Here is a 16733-nt window from a genome sequence, read left to right on the forward strand (position 1 = left end):
AATATCCGGCTTTTCGCCCCTTGGCCTTTTCACCATCACAGGCGCCCACTACAAATTCTCCAGTAGAACGGCGCAAGCGGGACTGACCATGCGGACAAATACTGGCCAGATCATTCATCTGGAAGACTACCGGCCGACCGACTTCGTTCTGGAGAGAGTGGATCTAACCTTCGAACTCGATCCGAAGGAAACCAAGGTCGAAGCCCGGTTGATCTTCCATCGCCGCGAAGGCGCGGATGCCTCCGCTCCGCTCGTACTCGACGGCGACGAGTTGGCGATGACCGGCCTGCTGCTGGACCAGGAGGAACTTGCGACGGCGCTCTACGATGTCGCCGACGACACGCTGACCATCCGCGGTCTGCCCGAAACCGCTCCGTTCGAAATCACCGTCACCACCTTGCTTTCGCCGGAAACCAATACGCAGCTGATGGGGCTTTATCGCACCAACGGCATCTATTGCACCCAGTGCGAGGCAGAAGGCTTCCGCCGCATCACTTACTTCCCGGATCGCCCGGATGTACTTGCCGTCTACACGGTCAACATCATCGCTGACAAGAAATCCGCGCCTCTGCTGCTCTCCAACGGCAACTATCTCGGTGGCGCCGATATGGGCGATGGCCGCCATTTCGCCGCCTGGTTCGATCCGCATCCCAAGCCCAGCTATCTCTTTGCGCTTGTCGCCGGCGATCTCGGCGTGGTCGAAGACACGTTCACCACGATGTCCGGCCGCGACGTCGCGCTGAAGATCTATGTCGAACACGGCAAGGAGCCACGCGCCTCCTACGCCATGGACGCGCTGAAGCGCTCGATGAAATGGGACGAAGAGGCCTTCGGCCGGGAATACGATCTCGACATTTTCATGATCGTTGCCGTCTCCGACTTCAACATGGGCGCCATGGAGAACAAGGGCCTCAACATCTTCAACGACAAATACGTGCTCGCCGATCCGGAAACGGCGACCGACGCCGACTACGCCAATATCGAGGCGATCATCGCGCACGAGTATTTCCACAACTGGACCGGCAACCGTATCACCTGCCGCGACTGGTTCCAGCTGTGCCTGAAGGAAGGCCTGACGGTTTATCGCGACCACGAGTTTTCGGCCGACATGCGCTCGCGCGCGGTCAAGCGTATCGCCGAGGTGCGGCACCTGAAGTCGGAACAGTTTCCCGAGGATGCCGGTCCGCTTGCCCATCCGGTTCGCCCGACGAAGTATCGCGAAATCAACAACTTCTACACGACGACGGTCTATGAAAAGGGCTCCGAAGTCACCCGCATGATCGCGACCATCCTCGGCCGCGATCTGTTCAAGAAGGGTATGGACCTCTATTTCGACCGCCACGACGGCCAGGCTGTGACGATCGAGGATTTCGTCGCCTGCTTCGAAGAGGCAAGCGGCCGCAACCTGCGGCAGTTCGCGCTCTGGTACCATCAGGCCGGAACGCCGCTGGTCACCGCGTCCGGCGCCTATGACGCCGCCAAGCAGACCTTCACGCTTTCGCTTGAGCAGACCATGCCGCCGACACCCGGCCAGGGCGCCAAGGAGGCGATGCACATTCCGCTGAAGATGGGCCTGCTGCTTGAAGGCGGCGGTGAGGCCGACCTTTCGGCGGTCTCCGGCGCGGACCTGACCGGCGACGTCCTGCATCTGACCGAGCGCAAGCAGACCGTCGTGTTCTCGGGCATTGCCTCGCGCCCGGTGCCGTCGTTCAACCGCGGCTTCTCGGCGCCGATCAACCTGCATATCGAGCAGAGCGCCGAGGACCTTGCGCTGATTGCGCATCACGAGAGCGATCTCTTCGCCCGCTGGCAGGCGCTCAATGCCATCGCGCTCACCAATCTGGTCGCGGCGACGGCGAACGTGCGCGCCGGCAAGCCGGTGACCTGCGACCAGGCCCTCATCGACGGCCTGACCCGAGCTGCCGCCGATCACTCGCTGGAGCCTGCTTTCCGCTCGCAGGCGCTCGCGCTTCCGAGCGAATCCGATATTGCCCGCGAGATCGGCACCAACAACGATCCGGACGCCATTCATACCGCCCGCCAGCAGATCCTGACGGCGGTTGCCACGGCCGGTCGCGACACCTTCTTGCGGCTCTCCGACGAGCTGGTGTCCGCCAGCTCCTTCAGCCCGGATGCTGCAAGCGCCGGACGCAGGGCTCTGCGCAACAGCGCACTGACCTATCTGGTCCAGGCAGATGGGGGACCGGAGCGCGCGGCAAAGGCATTTGCATCGGCCAACAACATGACCGATCTCAGCCATGCGCTGGCGCTGCTCGCGCACCGGTTCCCGGATGCCGCCGAGACCGCGGAGGCGCTTGCGACCTTCCGCAAGCGTTTCGCCGACAACGCACTGGTGATCGACAAGTGGTTTGCCGTCCAGGCGACAATTCCGGGTGCTTCGACGCTCGACCGCGTCAAGGCGTTGATGGCTGAGCCGCTGTTCAACGGCAACAATCCGAACCGCGTACGCTCGCTGGTCGGCACCTATGCTTTTGCCAACCCGACCGGCTTCAACCGCGCCGACGGCGAAGGCTACCGATTCCTGGCACGGCAAATCCTCGACATCGACCCGCGTAATCCGCAGCTTGCAGCCCGTATCCTGACGGCGATGCGCTCCTGGCGATCGCTTGAGGACAAGCGCGCCGGTCATGCGCGCAAGGCGCTGAAGGAGATCGCGGCGGCATCGAAGCTTTCGGCGGATGTCGGCGACATCGTTGAGCGCATGCTGAAAGCCTGACCGCTCAACCCCTTGAATTTTCTCTACAGCGCCGCGCGTCTTACCAGACGCGCGGCGCTGTAGCGCTTTGAAATGCTGCATGTTTTTGTCCTTCAATCAAGGACGATCGAAGGAAACATGCAGTCGGCCGGGCCGCGCCGGCAGCCCGCCCTATTATTTTCCAACGATAAGAAATGGTTAAGAAATCTTTACCAGCGCATCTGGACAAGGCGAATCGCCCTGTGATTCATTGAGTCAGATTCGGGCGAGCGGCGCGCCGAATCATCAGAGGGTTTGATTTTGGGAAAGATGGCGGACGCGCGACGGGCGAGCGCAGCCGACGGGCGGTTGCGACTCAAGTTCCGGGGCCTTGCGGGCTTCGAACAGGAGTTCATCGCGCAGGCGAAGATCTTTGCCGGACCGACGTCACGCCGCCTGGCGAACGCCGAGCCTGTTCTCAAACGCTCGATCCCAATTCTCATCATCGCGTTTTTGATCATCGTCGCGGTTTCGCGCATGTCCAGCATCATGGACGAGCATGCCCGCATGGAGGAAAGCTCGCGCCAGGCCGTCGGGCTTGCGGCCGCGACTGCGGTTGCCGCCTTCCAGGCGGATGGCGCCGCCCTCTTTGACGAAGGTCGTCGCACGGAAACGGAGCAACGCTTCAGCCAGTACCTGCCGACCGGGTTGCTCGATCCGGGTACGTTCATTCTCGCGGTCCGCAAGGATGGCCGCATCTTCGCCAGCACCAATGGGGGCGAAGCGCTCATCGGCCGGACGCTTGCAGCGGCCGCGCCCGATATCGCGACGCTGCAGTATTTCGGCGAGCATTCCAGCATCATGAAGACGTCGATCGGCGGCGTCGACCATATCGTGGCGCTGTCGCAACTGGCTGATGCCGCCGGCGTCGTGCTGGCGGCAACCCCGCTCACCCAGCTCGAAACGACCTGGCGCGACGAAGTCTCGCTCAATGTCACGCTCTTTGCCGGCATTTCGGCGATCCTGCTGATGGTGCTCTACGCCTATTACATCCAGGCCAAGCGCGCGCGCGATGCCGATTCGGTCTTTGCCGAATCCAACCTGCGCGTCGAGACGGCGCTCTCGCGCGGCCGCTGCGGCCTTTGGGATTTCGACCTCGCCAACCGCCGGCTGTTCTGGTCGCGCTCGATGTACGAGATGCTCGGCATGCCCGGCGAAAGCAGCGTGCTTTCCTTCGGTGACGCAGCAAGGCTGATGCACCCGGATGATCACGGCATTTACAGCGTGGCCCGCACGATCGCGCGCGGCGATGCGCGCCAGATCGACCAGGTGTTCCGCATGCGTCACGCGGATGGCCACTATGTGTGGCTGCGCGCCCGTGCAGAAATCATCCGCACCGCTTCGGGGCGGGCGCATTTGATCGGCATCGCCATGGACGTGACCGAACAGCACCGCCTGGCGCAACGTTATGCCGAGGCCGACCAGCGGCTCGCCGACGCCATCGAATGTACCTCGGAGGCCTTCGTGCTCTGGGACAAGCATGACCGCCTCGTCATGTGCAACACCCACTTCCAGGAGGCTTACAAGCTTCCCGACCACGTGCTCGTCCCGGGCACCGAGCGCATCGCCGTCCAGACGGCAGCATCGCGCCCGGTGGTCGAACGGCGCATTGCCGACCCGGATCACTCCAACCAGTCGCAGACAAGCGAGGTTCAGCTTGCCGACGAGCGCTGGCTGCAGATCAACGAGCGGCGCACACGCGACGGCGGCCTGGTATCCGTCGGCACCGACATCACGCTCCTGAAGCGGCACCAGGTGCGCCTGCGCGAATCCGAGCGCCGGCTGATGGCGACGATCGGAGACCTCTCTGCCTCGCGCATGACACTCGAGCGCCAGAAGACTGAACTTTCGGTCGCCAACTCCAATTACCAGGCGGAAAAGGACCGTGCCGAAGCGGCCAACCGCGCCAAGTCGGAATTCCTCGCCAACATGTCGCATGAGCTCAGGACCCCGCTCAACGCCATTCTCGGATTCTCGGAGATCCTGCAGAACCAGATGTTCGGTCCGCTCGGGTCGGAGAAGTACAACGAATATTCGCGCGACATCCATGACAGCGGCAAGCATCTGCTCAACGTCATCAACGACATCCTCGACATGTCGAAGATCGAAGCCGGCCACATGCGCATCAGCCGCGAAACGATCGATCTTGCGCCGCTGATCGAAGAGACCCTTCGCTTCACCACCATTCCGGCGGAGCAGAAGAACATCCACGTGGTACAGCAGATTTCGTCGGGCCTCACGATGATTGCCGACCGCCGCGCGATGAAGCAGGTGCTGCTCAATCTTTTGTCGAATGCGGTCAAGTTCACCAACGAAGGCGGGCGCATTTCGCTCAGGGCCCGCAAAGTCACGGGGGCCGTGACGCTAACGATCGCCGATTCCGGCATCGGCATACCGCGCGACGCGCTCCAGAAGATCGGCCAGCCCTTCGAGCAGGTGCAGAGCCAATATGCCAAGAGCAAGGGCGGATCGGGCCTGGGACTGGCAATTTCGCGCTCACTCACCCGTCTTCATGGCGGCAGCATGAAAATCCACTCGACGGAGAACGTCGGCACCATCATCTCGGTTCGCATTCCCGACCGCGCCTGACGGGTCAGAAAGCGACGCCTAACCGGAAACGACCGCGTGGAAGACGCGTCGCACGGCCTTTGACAGCCGGCGGATGTCTCCCTCCAGCGTCTTCAGGTCCGGATAGTCCCCTGCGCGGCAGACGAGATCGATCAGGCCGGCCGGCGCATCCTTCGGCTCGAACTCACCCTCGATGCACAGTCGCACGATCTGCGACAGCTCGGTAAAGAGGTGCAGCGCCTCTAGGGCGACGTCGAGATCGTTTGGGTTCATCAAGGTATTGCCGAGGAGCTTCAGCGCATCGGCGGTATTGGTGCCGGCCTTAAGCGGCTGTACGCCCTTTGCGGGTGCAACGAGTGCCAGATACTGGGTGATGAACTCGATATCGACGAGGCCGCCGGGAATGAGCTTGAAATCCCAGATGTCGCTCGGCGGCTTCTCGCTGTCGATCATCTCGCGCATCGAGATCACATCGGCGCTGACCTTGGCGATCTCGCGCTTGCGGCCGAGGATCTCGGCGAAGATCGTATTGGCCTCGCCGATCAGCCTGTCGTCGCCGCAGAGGCAGCGCGCCCGTGTCAGGGCCAGGTGCTCCCAGGTCCAGGCCTCTTCACGCTGATACTTGGCGAAGGCGTTGATCCGGGTTGCGACCGGGCCTTTGTTGCCAGACGGCCGAAGCCGCATGTCGACCTCGTAGAGCACCCCTTCGGCCGTCGGCGCGGAAAGGGCCGCAATCAGCCGCTGCGTCACCCGCGTGAAATAGCGCGTCGGATCGAGGGGCTTGGCACCGTCGGATTCGGTTGCCGTCTCATCGTAGTCGTAGAGCAGGATCAGATCGACATCGGAGCCCGCCGTCAGTTCATGGCTGCCGAGCTTGCCCATGCCAACGACGGCGATGCGCCCACCGGGGAAATCGCCATGCGCAGAGCGGACTTCATCCTGCACCGCCTTCACCGCCGCGGCGATGATCAGGTCGGCGAGGTCGGTAAAGGCGCGTCCGGCCTGCGCGCCAGAGATGGCGCCGGTCAGAAGCCGGATGCCGATCAGGAAGCGCTGCTCGGCAGCGATGATGCGCAGGCGGTCGAGCGCATCCTCATAGTGGCGCGCGCCGCCGACGAAATTGGCAATGCGCGGCGCCAGATAGTCCCTGGTCGGCAATTCGGCGAGCAGGCCCGGATCGAGCATGCCGTCGAAGACATGCGGGCGCGCCGCAATGATCTCGGCAAGCCGCGGGGCCGACGACATGACGTTGACGATCAGCGACAGAAGACCCGGATTGTTGCCGAGCAGCGAGAACAGCTGGATGCCCGCCGGCAGACCGGAGATGAAGTTGTCGAAGCGCAGCAGCGCTTCGTCGGCGCGTCGGCTTTCGCCAAAGACGCGCAGCAGTTCCGGCGTCAGCTCCGTCAGCCGTTCGCGCGCCTCGACCGATTGCGTTGCACGGTATCGGCCGTAGTGCCAGGTGCGGATGGTGTGCGAGATGTCGGACGGCCGCTGGAAACCGAGCTTCTTCAGCGTTTCCAGCGTGTCGGGATCGTCACGCTGGCCGGTGAACACCAGGTTGCCCGTCTCGGTCGAGAGCTTCGCCTCCTGCTCGAAGAGCTGGGAGTACCGGCGCTCGACCGTTTTAAGCACGCGCGACAGGGCCTTCGAGAAGGATGCCGTATCCTCGAAACCGAGCATGTAGGCGATGCGCTTCAGCTCCGCTTCGGTCTCGGGTAGCACGTGCGTCTGCTCGTCGCGCACCATCTGGATCCGATGTTCGACATCACGCAGGAACCAATAGGCTTCGATCAGCTCATCGGCCGTTTCCTCGTCGATCCAGCCCGCCTTGACGAGGGCGCGCAACATCGGTTCGGTCGCGCGCTGGCGCAACTCGGGCATACGACCGCCGGCGATCAGCTGCTGCGTCTGGACGAAGAACTCGATCTCGCGGATGCCGCCACGGCCGAGCTTGATGTTGTGTCCCTTGACGGCGATCTCACCGTGCCCCTTGTGCGCATGGATCTGGCGCTTGATCGAATGAATGTCGGCGATCGCCGCGTAGTCGAGATACTTGCGAAAGACGAAGGGCGTCAGCTCTCTGAGGAACCGCTCGCCGGCCTCGACATCGCCTGCGACCGGCCGCGCCTTGATGAAGGCGGCGCGCTCCCAGTTCTGTCCCCTGCTCTCGTAATAGAGCATCGCTGCCTCGACCGGGATGGCAAGCGGCGTCGAGCCCGGATCGGGGCGCAGCCTCAAGTCGGTGCGAAAGACATAGCCATCGCCGGAGCGCTCCTGCAGGATGCGGATCAGGCGACGCAGCAGCCGGCCGAAGGTTTCGGACGCGTCGTCACGCTCGACGATGATGCCGGATTGCGGATCGTAGAAGACGACGAGATCGATGTCTGAGGAGTAGTTGAGCTCGTAAGCGCCCAGCTTGCCCATGCCAAGGACGAGAACGCCCGAGCCAACGCTGGGGCACGCGACATCCTTGACGATCAGCTTGCCGCTCTCATGGGCGCTCAAGAGCAGATGATCGATGGTCGCCGAGACCGCGGCACCGGCAAATTCACTGAGCCAGCGCGTCGTTTCACGACCGTCAAAATGACGGGAGAGATCGGCCAGCGCCACCGCAAAGGCAAGCTCGCGCTTGGCTTTTCTCAGCCGTGTCATGATTTCCGTGTCCGGAAGAGCGGCGCCGGCGCCGCTCGGCTTCCAGGCGTCGCGGGCGCGCCTCACCCGCTCGGTGAGGAAGGTCAAGAGATCCGTGGACAGCAGTTCTTCGAGAATGGCGGGCTGGCTGCCGCCGGTGTCGCGCAGGAAAGGCGAGAGCGCAAAGGCCGATACGACGAAGGTCTTGAACGGGGTTTCGGAGGCAAGCAGGCCAGCGACCCGGTCGTGGCCCTTGGCCATGTCCTTCAGCACCGAAAGTGCTGCCTTGGCATCGGCCTGGGTTGCGGGACGGATCGGTGCCGTCTCGATCTCCCAGCACTGCTGCACCTGTTCCTGCATGCCCTCTCCCTTCGGCCACGGCAGCGCGTCAGCGGCAAACCGCGCACGCCTCCTCACACCGTCCTCGTTCTCCGCGAAACGGTCTATCAGGTTGTGGTCACCGGGAAAACCATCTGCACCGTCAGCCCTTTGCCGCCTTCGCTGGCCGAAGGAACGGTATCGGCAAGACGCAGCGATCCATGGTGCATTTCCATGACCGCTTCGACGAGCGACAGGCCAAGACCCGTGCCCGGCTTGGATCTGCTTTCGTCGAGCCGGACGAAGCGCTTGACCACCTCGTCGTGCATCGCCTGTGGAATGCCCGAGCCGTGGTCGGCAACCGCCAGCACCACATGCGTATCCTGCTTTTCCAGCGAAACCCGGATCAACGGATTGCCGGCGCCCTCGGCGTACTTGATTGCGTTGTCGATGAGATTGCCGAGCGCTTGCCCCACGAGTTCGCGATTGCCGGCGATCACGATGCTTTGCGCCACCTCGGCTTCAAGCTTCAGGCCGACATCTTCGGCGACCGGTTCGTAGAGTTCGACGCAGTCGGCAACGATCTGCGAAAGGTCGATGTCGCTCATTTCGGCAGCGGAGGAACCAGCCTCGACGCGCGAAATCATCAGGAGCGCATTGAAGGTACGGATCAGCTGGTCGGATTCGCCGATGATCTCCTCCAGCGCTCCGCGCTGGCTGGTGCCCTTGCGGGCAAGTGCGGCTTCAGCCTTGTTGCGCAGCCGCGTCAGCGGCGTCTTCAGGTCGTGCGCAATGTTGTCGGAGACCTGGCGCAGGCCCTCGTTCAATTTCTCGATGCGGCCGAGCATCGCGTTCAGCGATTCCGACAACCGGTCGAACTCGTCGCCGGAGCCGCTCATCGGCAGGCGTTGCGAGAGGTCGCCGGCCATGATCTTGGTGCTTGCCTCCGACATGCGGTCGATGCGTTTCAGCGCGTTTCGGCCGATGCCGAACCAGATGACGAGCGCGCCGAGCCCCATGACGCCGAGCGCCACCATCAGCGCCTGGCGGACCAGAGCGCGAAACTTCTGCGGCTCCTGCAGATCGCGTCCGACGAGAATGCGCAGGCCGTTGTCGAGCACCAGCACATGGGCGAGCGCCACGTGGCTGTCATCCTTCGTCTCGTCCGTATAGCGCTGATAGGCGAAGGGGCGTTCGGTCCAGCCTTCGCTGTCGAGCAGTCCGGGTTCGAGGCTTTGGACGTTGCCGGCAAGGATCTCCCCGCTCGGCCCGGCAATGACATAGAGATTGGCGCCCGGCTGGCGCGCACGCCGCTCCAGCGAGCGCAGCAAGCCGTTCATGCCAGCGCGGGTATAGACCTGCTCGATCTGGGTAACTTCGGCCGTGATGGAATCGCGGGTCTGCTGCTGCAGCAGCCGTTCAGACATGCCGGTGACGTAGAAGACGAGAAAGGCCGCGCAGAGAGAAAAGAGGATGAGATAGAGGGCGGACAGCCGAACTGCGGTCGTTCTGAAGAGAACGCGAAGCTTGCTCATGCGGGCGCCCGGTCATCCTTGATCATGTAGCCGGCCCCTCGAACTGTGCGCAGCAGCGGCACTTCGAAGTCCTTCTCGATCTTCGAGCGCAGCCGCGACACATGCACGTCGATGACGTTGGTCTGCGGGTCGAAATGATAGTCCCAGACGTTTTCGAGCAGCATCGTGCGGGTGACGACCTGGCCAGCATTTTTCATCAGATATTCAAGCAGGCGAAACTCGCGCGGCTGCAGCGGGATTTCCTTGCCCTGCCTGCGCACCGAATGCGACAGGCGGTCGAGTTCAAGGTCACCGACGCGGTAGACCATGTCCTGTTCGGGCGTTCCCTTGCGGCGGCCGAGCACTTCGACGCGGGCAAGCAGCTCGTTGAAGGCATAGGGTTTCGGCAGGTAGTCGTCGCCGCCGGCGCGCAAGCCCGTGACGCGGTCATCGACCTGGCCGAGTGCCGACAGGATCAGCACCGGCGTGTGGATTTCCTTGCGCCTGAGTTCGGTGATGACGGACAAGCCGTCGCGGCGCGGCAGCATGCGGTCGACCACCAGAACGTCGTAGCTGTTTTCGCTGGCCATGAAGAGACCGCTCTCGCCGTCGCTGGCGTGATCGGACACGATGCCGGCCTCACGAAAGGCTTTCGCCAGGTAGGCTGCCGCCTCGAGATCGTCTTCAATGATGAGAATCTTCATACGCGCGACCATAGTCCCGGATCCCTATCTGTCTCAACCGGTTTCGACTTTTCCGAGAACCGGGTTGACGCGTGTTCTTGAAAGGGAGAGCGGGATGCGGGCGGAAAAGCGCGCACACTTCTCCTCGCCCCGCTCCAAACGACGAACGCCGCGACATCACCAGGAAATCGCGGCGCTCCGGTCATTTAGGTGCCTGCCGCGATCAGCCCTTGTCGATCGGAAGGGCCACGAAGCGGCTGCCGTTATCGGCCTCGATCTGGAAGAGCGCTTTGCTACGGCCGTCCTTCTTGGCAGCGGTCATGACCTTCAGGATGTCGTCGGCGGACTTCACTTCCTGATTGTTGACGGAGACGATCTTTTCGCCCTGCTTCAGGCCGCGATCGCCGGCGTCGGAGTCTTCGTCGACAGAGGCGATGGTGACGCCCTTGCCGTCGTCTGACGGCACGACCGTGACGCCAAGGTCGGCGAGTGCCTGCTCGCTCGACGGCTGTGCCTCATCCGTCTGGCTGTCGTCGCTCTTGGCGGCGTCCTTCTCGTCCTTCGGCAGAGTACCGATTTCGAGCTTGACGGTTTCAGACTTGCCGTTGCGCCACAGCGCAACGTCGACCGTGGTGCCCGGGCGGATCGCCGCAACCTTGCGGGCAAGATCGCGCGGATCCTTGACCGTATCGCCATTCAGAGCGGTGACGACATCGCCCTTCTTGATGCCGGCTTTTTCACCCGGAGAACCTGTCTGCGGCTCGACGACGAGCGCGCCGCTTGCTTCGGCCAGGCCGAGCGATTCGGCGATGTCCTTGGTTACCGGCTGGATCTGGACGCCGAGCCAACCGCGGGAGACGGAGCCATCCTTGATCAGGTCGGCGACGACGTCCTTGGCCGTTGCAGCGGGTATGGCGAAGGCGATGCCGACGTTGCCGCCCGACGGCGAGAAGATCGCGGTGTTGATGCCGACCACTTCGCCGGAGAGGTTGAAGGTCGGACCACCCGAGTTGCCGCGGTTTACGGCCGCGTCGACCTGCAGATAGTCGTCATAGGGGCCGGATCCGATGTCGCGGCCGCGGGCCGAGATGATGCCGGAGGTCACGGTGCCACCGAGGCCGAACGGATTGCCGACAGCGACAACCCAGTCGCCGACGCGAACCTTGCTGTCGTCAGCCCATCCGACATAGGTGAACTTGCGCTTGTCGTCGACCTTGAGCACTGCAAGGTCGGTGCGGCTGTCCTTGCCGATCAGCTTGGCATCGAGCTCGGTACCGTCGTTGAGGATCACGGTGAAGGCCGCGCCATCGGAAACGACGTGGTTGTTCGTCACCAGATAACCGTCTTCGGAGATGAAGAAGCCGGAGCCCTGTGACGTCGGGCGCAGGCGGCCCTCGCCATGCGGGTTGCGGCGGCCGGGGCCGCGATCGGCACGGTCACCATCGCGCGGGCCGAATTCCTTGAAGAAGCGCTTCAGCGGATGATCATCCGGCAGCTCATCAAAGCCGCGACCGTTGAAGTCGAAACTGAAGCCGTTGCCTTCGTCGGAAACCGGGTTGGCGCGCGACTGGACGCGGACCGAAACGACGGCGGGCGAAACCGCGTCGACGACGTTCGCAAAGCTCGGTACCGACGGTGCTTCCACCTTGACCGCTTCTGCGAAGGACTGGGAGATGCTGGCCGGCAGACCGGAGGTCAACATGACGGCGGCAAGGCCGGCAACCGTCGAAGCCTTCAGAACGGTCTTGAGGGAGGGACGCAGGGATTGGGTCTTAAACATCCGTTTTGCCTTTTCTCTTCCTTGATGCAGCGTGAAACGCCGCACCGAAACCTGGTTTCGAAACCGCCGCAGGGAGGGCGGGCTCGTTTGGCTGACCGGAGGAACAGCCGATGACCAAAGATGTAACGGATGGGACCTTACTGAGTTCTGTCCGGAAGATGAATTTTTGGTAATGTTGTCGAGAGGTGGCCAAGGTTGGCCGCAAAGTCGTCTGAGACCGTACGTTGCCGCGAACCGCAGCAACGCTCGCCGGAAGCAATCGCCGGTAACAAGAAAGTTGGTGCAGATATTGCGTGAAAGCGCTGCCTTCGCGCGCAGCTAGGGCTGAAGCAGCTTCTTCAGCTTTTCCTTCTCGTCCTCAGACAGCGGCGTGCCCTTCGCCTGCCCCGCGCGCCGGCGGGCTGCGACGACGAGCGTGATCGCGCCGATCAGCAGCAATGTCGCGGGCATGCCCCAGAGAATGAGGGTCTTCGTTTCGAATCTCGGCTTCAGCAACACGAACTCGCCGTAGCGTGAGACGACATAGTCGATAACCGCTTCGTCGCTGTCGCCATTCGCCAGCCGCTCGCGCACCAGCACCCGCAGATCTTTGGCAAGCTCGGCATTGGAATCGTCGATCGACTGGTTCTGGCAGACCATGCAGCGCAGTTCCGCCGAAATCGCGCGCGCGCGCGTTTCAAGCGCCGGATCCGAGAGCACCTCGTCCGGGTTGACGGCGAAGGCCGGTCCGAACGGCAAGGCGAACAGCAGGAATGCGAGCAGCAGGGGTTTCATTCGGCGGCCTCCACCCGGACGGGCTTCGGTCGTTTTGCGCGCGACGGCGCGCCGACCCGCAGGCGGCGGTCGCTCAGAGACACGAAGCCACCCGCCATCATGAACAGGGTCCCGCCCCAGATGCACAGGATCATCGGCTTCCACCAGATGCGCACGACGATGCCGCCTTCGCTGATCTGGTCGCCGAGCGAAACATAAAGCTGGCTCAGGCCGAAGGTGCGGATGCCGGCCTCCGTCGTCGGCATGCGGCGGGCCTGATAGAGGCGCTTGGACGACCAGACCTCGCTGACGGCAACGCCGCCGCGGCTGATGGTAAAGTGCCCGGACTCCTCGGAATAGTTCGGCCCGCTGCCGTTGCGCATGCCGTCGAAGCGCAGCGTATAGCCGCCCGCTTCCACCGTCATGCCGGGCTTCATCTCGACGACCGTTTCGGTCTCGAACGCGGTGACGGCGACGACGCCGATCAGGGTCACGCCGAGGCCGATATGGGCGAGCGCCGTGCCGAAGGCGGAGCGTGGCAAGCCGGAGAAACGCTTCCAGGCGATGTTGCCTGCGACCTTGCCGAGACCCGAGCGCAACGCCAGATCTGTCAGCGAACCGGCGATCAGGTAGACGCCAAGAGCAATGCCGAAGACCGCCAGTATCGGACCGCCATTCATGGCGTAATAGTAGGCGGTGCCAAAGAGCAGGCCGATGGCGACGGCGGCGAACAGCCGCTGCGAGACGCCGGCAAGGTCGCCACGTTTCCACGCAAGCAACGGCCCGAACGGCACCGCAAAGAGCAGCGGCAGCATCAGGAGGCCGAAGGTCATGTTGAAGAAAGGCGGGCCGACGGAGATCTTGTCTCCCGTCAGGGCTTCCAGCACCAGCGGGTAGAGCGTGCCGGTCAGAACCGTCGCGGTCGCCGTCGTCAGGATCAGGTTGTTGAAGACCAGAGCCCCTTCACGCGAAATCGGCGCGAAGATGCCACCGGCCTTCAGGTGCGAGGCGCGCAGGGCAAAGAGGAAGAACGCACCGCCGATGAAGAAGACGAGGATGGCGAGAATGAAGATACCGCGGCTCGGGTCGGTGGCAAAGGCATGGACGGACGTGAGGACGCCGGAGCGAACGAGGAAGGTGCCGAGCAGCGACAGCGAAAAGGTCATGATCGCCAGAAGCACGGTCCAGATCTTCAGCGCCTCGCGCTTCTCCATCACGAGCGCAGAATGCAGCAGTGCCGTACCGGCAAGCCAGGGCATGAAGGAGGCGTTTTCGACCGGATCCCAGAACCACCAGCCGCCCCAGCCGAGTTCGTAATAGGCCCAGTAGGAGCCCATGGAGATGCCGGCCGTCAGGAACGTCCAGGCGGCAAGCGTCCACGGACGGACCCAGCGCGCCCAGGCCGCATCGATGCGGCCTTCGATCAAAGCGGCGATGGCAAAGGAGAAGCAGACGGAGAAGCCGACATAGCCGAGATAAAGCAGCGGCGGATGGATGGCGAGACCGACGTCCTGAAGGATCGGGTTCAGGTCCTTGCCTTCGCCCGGCGCCGGCATCAGCCGCGCAAACGGATTGGAGGTCAGAAGGATGAACAGCGCAAACGCGGAGGCGATCCAGGCCTGGACGGCAAGCACGTTCGCCTTCAGCGTCTCCGGCAGGTTGCGGCCGAAGGTGGCCACCAGCGCAGAGAAAAACGTCAGGATCAGCAGCCAGAGCAGCATCGAGCCTTCATGGTTCCCCCAGACGCCTGAGATCTTGTAGATCATCGGCTTCAGCGAATGGGAGTTTTCCCAGACGTTACGGACGGAGAAATCCGAGGTCACGTAGGCGAAGGTGAGCACAGCAAAGGCGAAGGCAACGAGCAGGAAACAGGCGACCGCAGCGCTCGACGCCAGCTCCATCAGCCCCCGATCGTTCAGCCGGGCGCCGAGGATCGGCAGCACCGCCTGGATGACAGCGGTCGCCAACGCCAGAACCAGCGCATAGTGTCCGATTTCGATGATCGGAGCCTGCATCTGCGCGGCGACATACTGTCCGAGGTCAGTAAGTTCGGTGATCATCGAATGGTCTCCTTGCCACTGAGCTCAACGCCCTGGGCCTTCAAGCGATCGGCGACATCCTTGGGCATGTAGGTCTCGTCATGCTTGGCGAGCACAGAATCCGCGACGAAAACCGAACTTCCCGCAACAAAGGTTCCTTCGGTCACGACGCCCTGCCCCTCGCGGAACAGATCCGGCAGAATACCGGTGTAGGTGACCGGCACGCCGCTCAACGTGTCGGTCACGGTGAAGGTCACCGTCTTGCCGTCGCCGCGCTTGACCGAACCGGCCTCGACCACGCCGCCGAGACGGATGCGGGTACCCGGCGCCAGGTTCGCCTTTTCGAGATCGCTCGGCACGTAGAAATAGGCAATCGCCTGGCTGAAGGCGAACATGACAAGAAACGCCGCCAGGACGAGGAAGCCGACGCCGCCGCCGATGATCGCCAGTCTTTTCTGTTTCCGCGTCATTGCGTCACTCCGTCGGTCGCGATCCCCAGTTCATGCGCAAGCGCCAACAACTGTTTGCCGCCATCGCCATCGGCCGGGAAAGTCTTCAGACCTTCCTTTAGCGCCGCTACGGCCTTGTCTTTCTGATCGAGGACAACATGGGAGCGGATCAGCCGCGCCCACCCCTCGAGATTATCAGGGTTTTCCTTGAGGCGGCTTTCGAGACTTTCGACCATGCCGCGGATCATTTCCTGGCGGTCACCGGCGCTCATGGTCTCAGCTGCAGCGACGGCCTCGCCGCTGGGATTGCCGGGCGCATCACCACTGCCAGCGCCCGCGGCGTTGAGTTCGGCGACATGCTGCCTGACCAGCGGCAGCCAAGGCGCGTCGGCTGCCGAGATCGTGATCAGCCTGTTGAATGCCGCCAGCGCCTCGTCCTTCTTGCCTTCCTGCTTCAGCCCGAGCGCCAGATAGAATTCGGAACGCGGATCGTTGGCGTCGAGCGACAGCGCCTGCTTGAGTGCTACCTGCGCTTCGGTCGTCACCAGGCCATCGGAACGTGTGACCAGCGCCTCGGCATAGCCGCCCAGCCGTGCGGCCGTCGGCCCGAGCAGGCGGATCGCCCGGTCATAGGCGTCGACCGCATCGTCGACCCGGCCCGTGCGCATGTAGATCGGGGCAAGCAGGTCCCAGCCGGCGCCATCGGTCGGATTGACGGCCAGATGGTTCTCGGCCTTGGCAATCAAAATGTTGATGTCGGCGGACGGATCGGCAAGGCGCGCGGCAAGCGGCTGCGCCGGCATGCCCGGACTCCCCGTCAAAATGTAAAGACAGAGCCCGATGGCGGGAAGACAGAGCAGCACGAATGCCTGGGCCAGACGGCTGACCCCGCGCCGCTGGAGAACGGCTGGCGTAGCGCCTTTGTCGATCTCGCCAGCGGCCAGGAGCCGGCGCGCCACTTCGGCGCGCGCAAGCTCGGCGTCATCGGAGTTGATCAGTCCGCTGTCCTGGTCGCGTTTGAGCTCATCGAGCTGGTCGCGATAAACCTCGACGTCGTGACTATGGGGAGACGATGGAGGCTCGCCTGCCCGCATCAGCGGGAGGATGAGCACGACGGCAACGGCCGCCGTCAGGGTGGCGACAAGGATCCAGAACAACATGGACGCTCAATACTATGGCGCCCAAGCCATTCCAACTCGAAAACCCGTCATGACGGAGATTTGAGGCGTTTCGCCGCAAT

General features: G+C 63.2%; 10 protein-coding genes. 2 read left to right on the forward strand and 8 right to left on the reverse strand.

The window, feature by feature from the left end; translation table 11 throughout:
- The first annotated feature begins 88 nt into the window (after positions 1 to 88).
- On the forward strand, positions 89 to 2737 hold the full coding sequence (gene pepN, locus VGO04_RS12695) for an aminopeptidase N (RefSeq protein WP_327496313.1): 2649 nt from the start codon (positions 89 to 91) through the stop codon (positions 2735 to 2737).
- Positions 2738 to 3016: 279 nt separating this feature from the next.
- On the forward strand, positions 3017 to 5344 hold the full coding sequence (locus tag VGO04_RS12700; RefSeq protein ID WP_327496314.1) for a PAS domain-containing sensor histidine kinase: 2328 nt from the start codon (positions 3017 to 3019) through the stop codon (positions 5342 to 5344).
- 18 nt (positions 5345 to 5362) lie between these two features.
- On the opposite strand, the gene VGO04_RS12705 is transcribed toward VGO04_RS12700, so the two are convergent.
- From VGO04_RS12705 to ccmI, 8 genes are all read right to left on the reverse strand, one after another.
- Positions 5363 to 8317 carry a bifunctional [glutamine synthetase] adenylyltransferase/[glutamine synthetase]-adenylyl-L-tyrosine phosphorylase gene (locus tag VGO04_RS12705; RefSeq protein WP_327496315.1) on the reverse strand — a complete coding sequence of 985 codons (2955 nt, stop codon included), beginning with the start codon at positions 8315 to 8317 and terminating at the stop codon, positions 5363 to 5365.
- 86 nt (positions 8318 to 8403) lie between these two features.
- Positions 8404 to 9810 carry a sensor histidine kinase gene (locus tag VGO04_RS12710; protein ID WP_327496316.1) on the reverse strand — a complete coding sequence of 469 codons (1407 nt, stop codon included), beginning with the start codon at positions 9808 to 9810 and terminating at the stop codon, positions 8404 to 8406.
- On the reverse strand, positions 9807 to 10505 hold the full coding sequence (locus VGO04_RS12715) for a response regulator transcription factor (RefSeq protein ID WP_327496317.1): 699 nt from the start codon (positions 10503 to 10505) through the stop codon (positions 9807 to 9809). Before VGO04_RS12715 ends, VGO04_RS12710 begins: the two co-directional genes overlap by 4 nt.
- Positions 10506 to 10695: 190 nt before the next feature.
- The gene (locus tag VGO04_RS12720; protein ID WP_327496318.1) at positions 10696 to 12252 is read right to left on the reverse strand and encodes a Do family serine endopeptidase; all 1557 of its coding nucleotides are present in this window, start codon (positions 12250 to 12252) and stop codon (positions 10696 to 10698) included.
- Between the two features lie 318 nt (positions 12253 to 12570).
- Complete coding sequence (locus VGO04_RS12725) at positions 12571 to 13026, reverse strand: cytochrome c-type biogenesis protein (RefSeq protein WP_414650537.1); 456 nt, start codon at positions 13024 to 13026, stop codon at positions 12571 to 12573.
- On the reverse strand, positions 13023 to 15020 hold the full coding sequence (locus VGO04_RS12730) for a heme lyase CcmF/NrfE family subunit (protein WP_327496479.1): 1998 nt from the start codon (positions 15018 to 15020) through the stop codon (positions 13023 to 13025). The genes VGO04_RS12725 and VGO04_RS12730 overlap by 4 nt, the downstream gene beginning before the upstream one ends.
- A gap of 41 nt (positions 15021 to 15061) precedes the next feature.
- Positions 15062 to 15514, reverse strand: coding sequence for a cytochrome c maturation protein CcmE (ccmE, locus tag VGO04_RS12735; protein WP_327496319.1), 453 nt, complete (start codon positions 15512 to 15514; stop codon positions 15062 to 15064).
- Positions 15511 to 16653, reverse strand: coding sequence for a c-type cytochrome biogenesis protein CcmI (gene ccmI, locus VGO04_RS12740; protein ID WP_327496320.1), 1143 nt, complete (start codon positions 16651 to 16653; stop codon positions 15511 to 15513). Before ccmI ends, ccmE begins: the two co-directional genes overlap by 4 nt.
- Positions 16654 to 16733 lie beyond the last annotated feature (80 nt).

Source organism: Ensifer sp. (genome assembly GCF_035999185.1).
GTDB lineage: Bacteria > Pseudomonadota > Alphaproteobacteria > Rhizobiales > Rhizobiaceae > Ensifer.

Bases quoted from the DNA above. Each gene is read 5' to 3' on its own strand.
- VGO04_RS12730 (WP_327496479.1), bottom strand. From the start codon at position 15,020: ATGCAGGCTCCGATCATCGAAATCGGACACTATGCGCTGGTTCTGGCG.
- VGO04_RS12705 (WP_327496315.1), bottom strand. From the start codon at position 8,317: ATGCAGGAACAGGTGCAGCAGTGCTGGGAGATCGAGACGGCACCGATC.
- VGO04_RS12715 (WP_327496317.1), bottom strand. From the start codon at position 10,505: ATGGTCGCGCGTATGAAGATTCTCATCATTGAAGACGATCTCGAGGCG.
- ccmE (WP_327496319.1), bottom strand. From the start codon at position 15,514: ATGACGCGGAAACAGAAAAGACTGGCGATCATCGGCGGCGGCGTCGGC.
- VGO04_RS12720 (WP_327496318.1), bottom strand. From the start codon at position 12,252: ATGTTTAAGACCCAATCCCTGCGTCCCTCCCTCAAGACCGTTCTGAAG.
- ccmI (WP_327496320.1), bottom strand. From the start codon at position 16,653: ATGTTGTTCTGGATCCTTGTCGCCACCCTGACGGCGGCCGTTGCCGTC.
- VGO04_RS12725 (WP_414650537.1), bottom strand. From the start codon at position 13,026: ATGAAACCCCTGCTGCTCGCATTCCTGCTGTTCGCCTTGCCGTTCGGA.
- VGO04_RS12710 (WP_327496316.1), bottom strand. From the start codon at position 9,810: ATGAGCAAGCTTCGCGTTCTCTTCAGAACGACCGCAGTTCGGCTGTCC.
- pepN (WP_327496313.1), top strand. From the start codon at position 89: ATGCGGACAAATACTGGCCAGATCATTCATCTGGAAGACTACCGGCCG.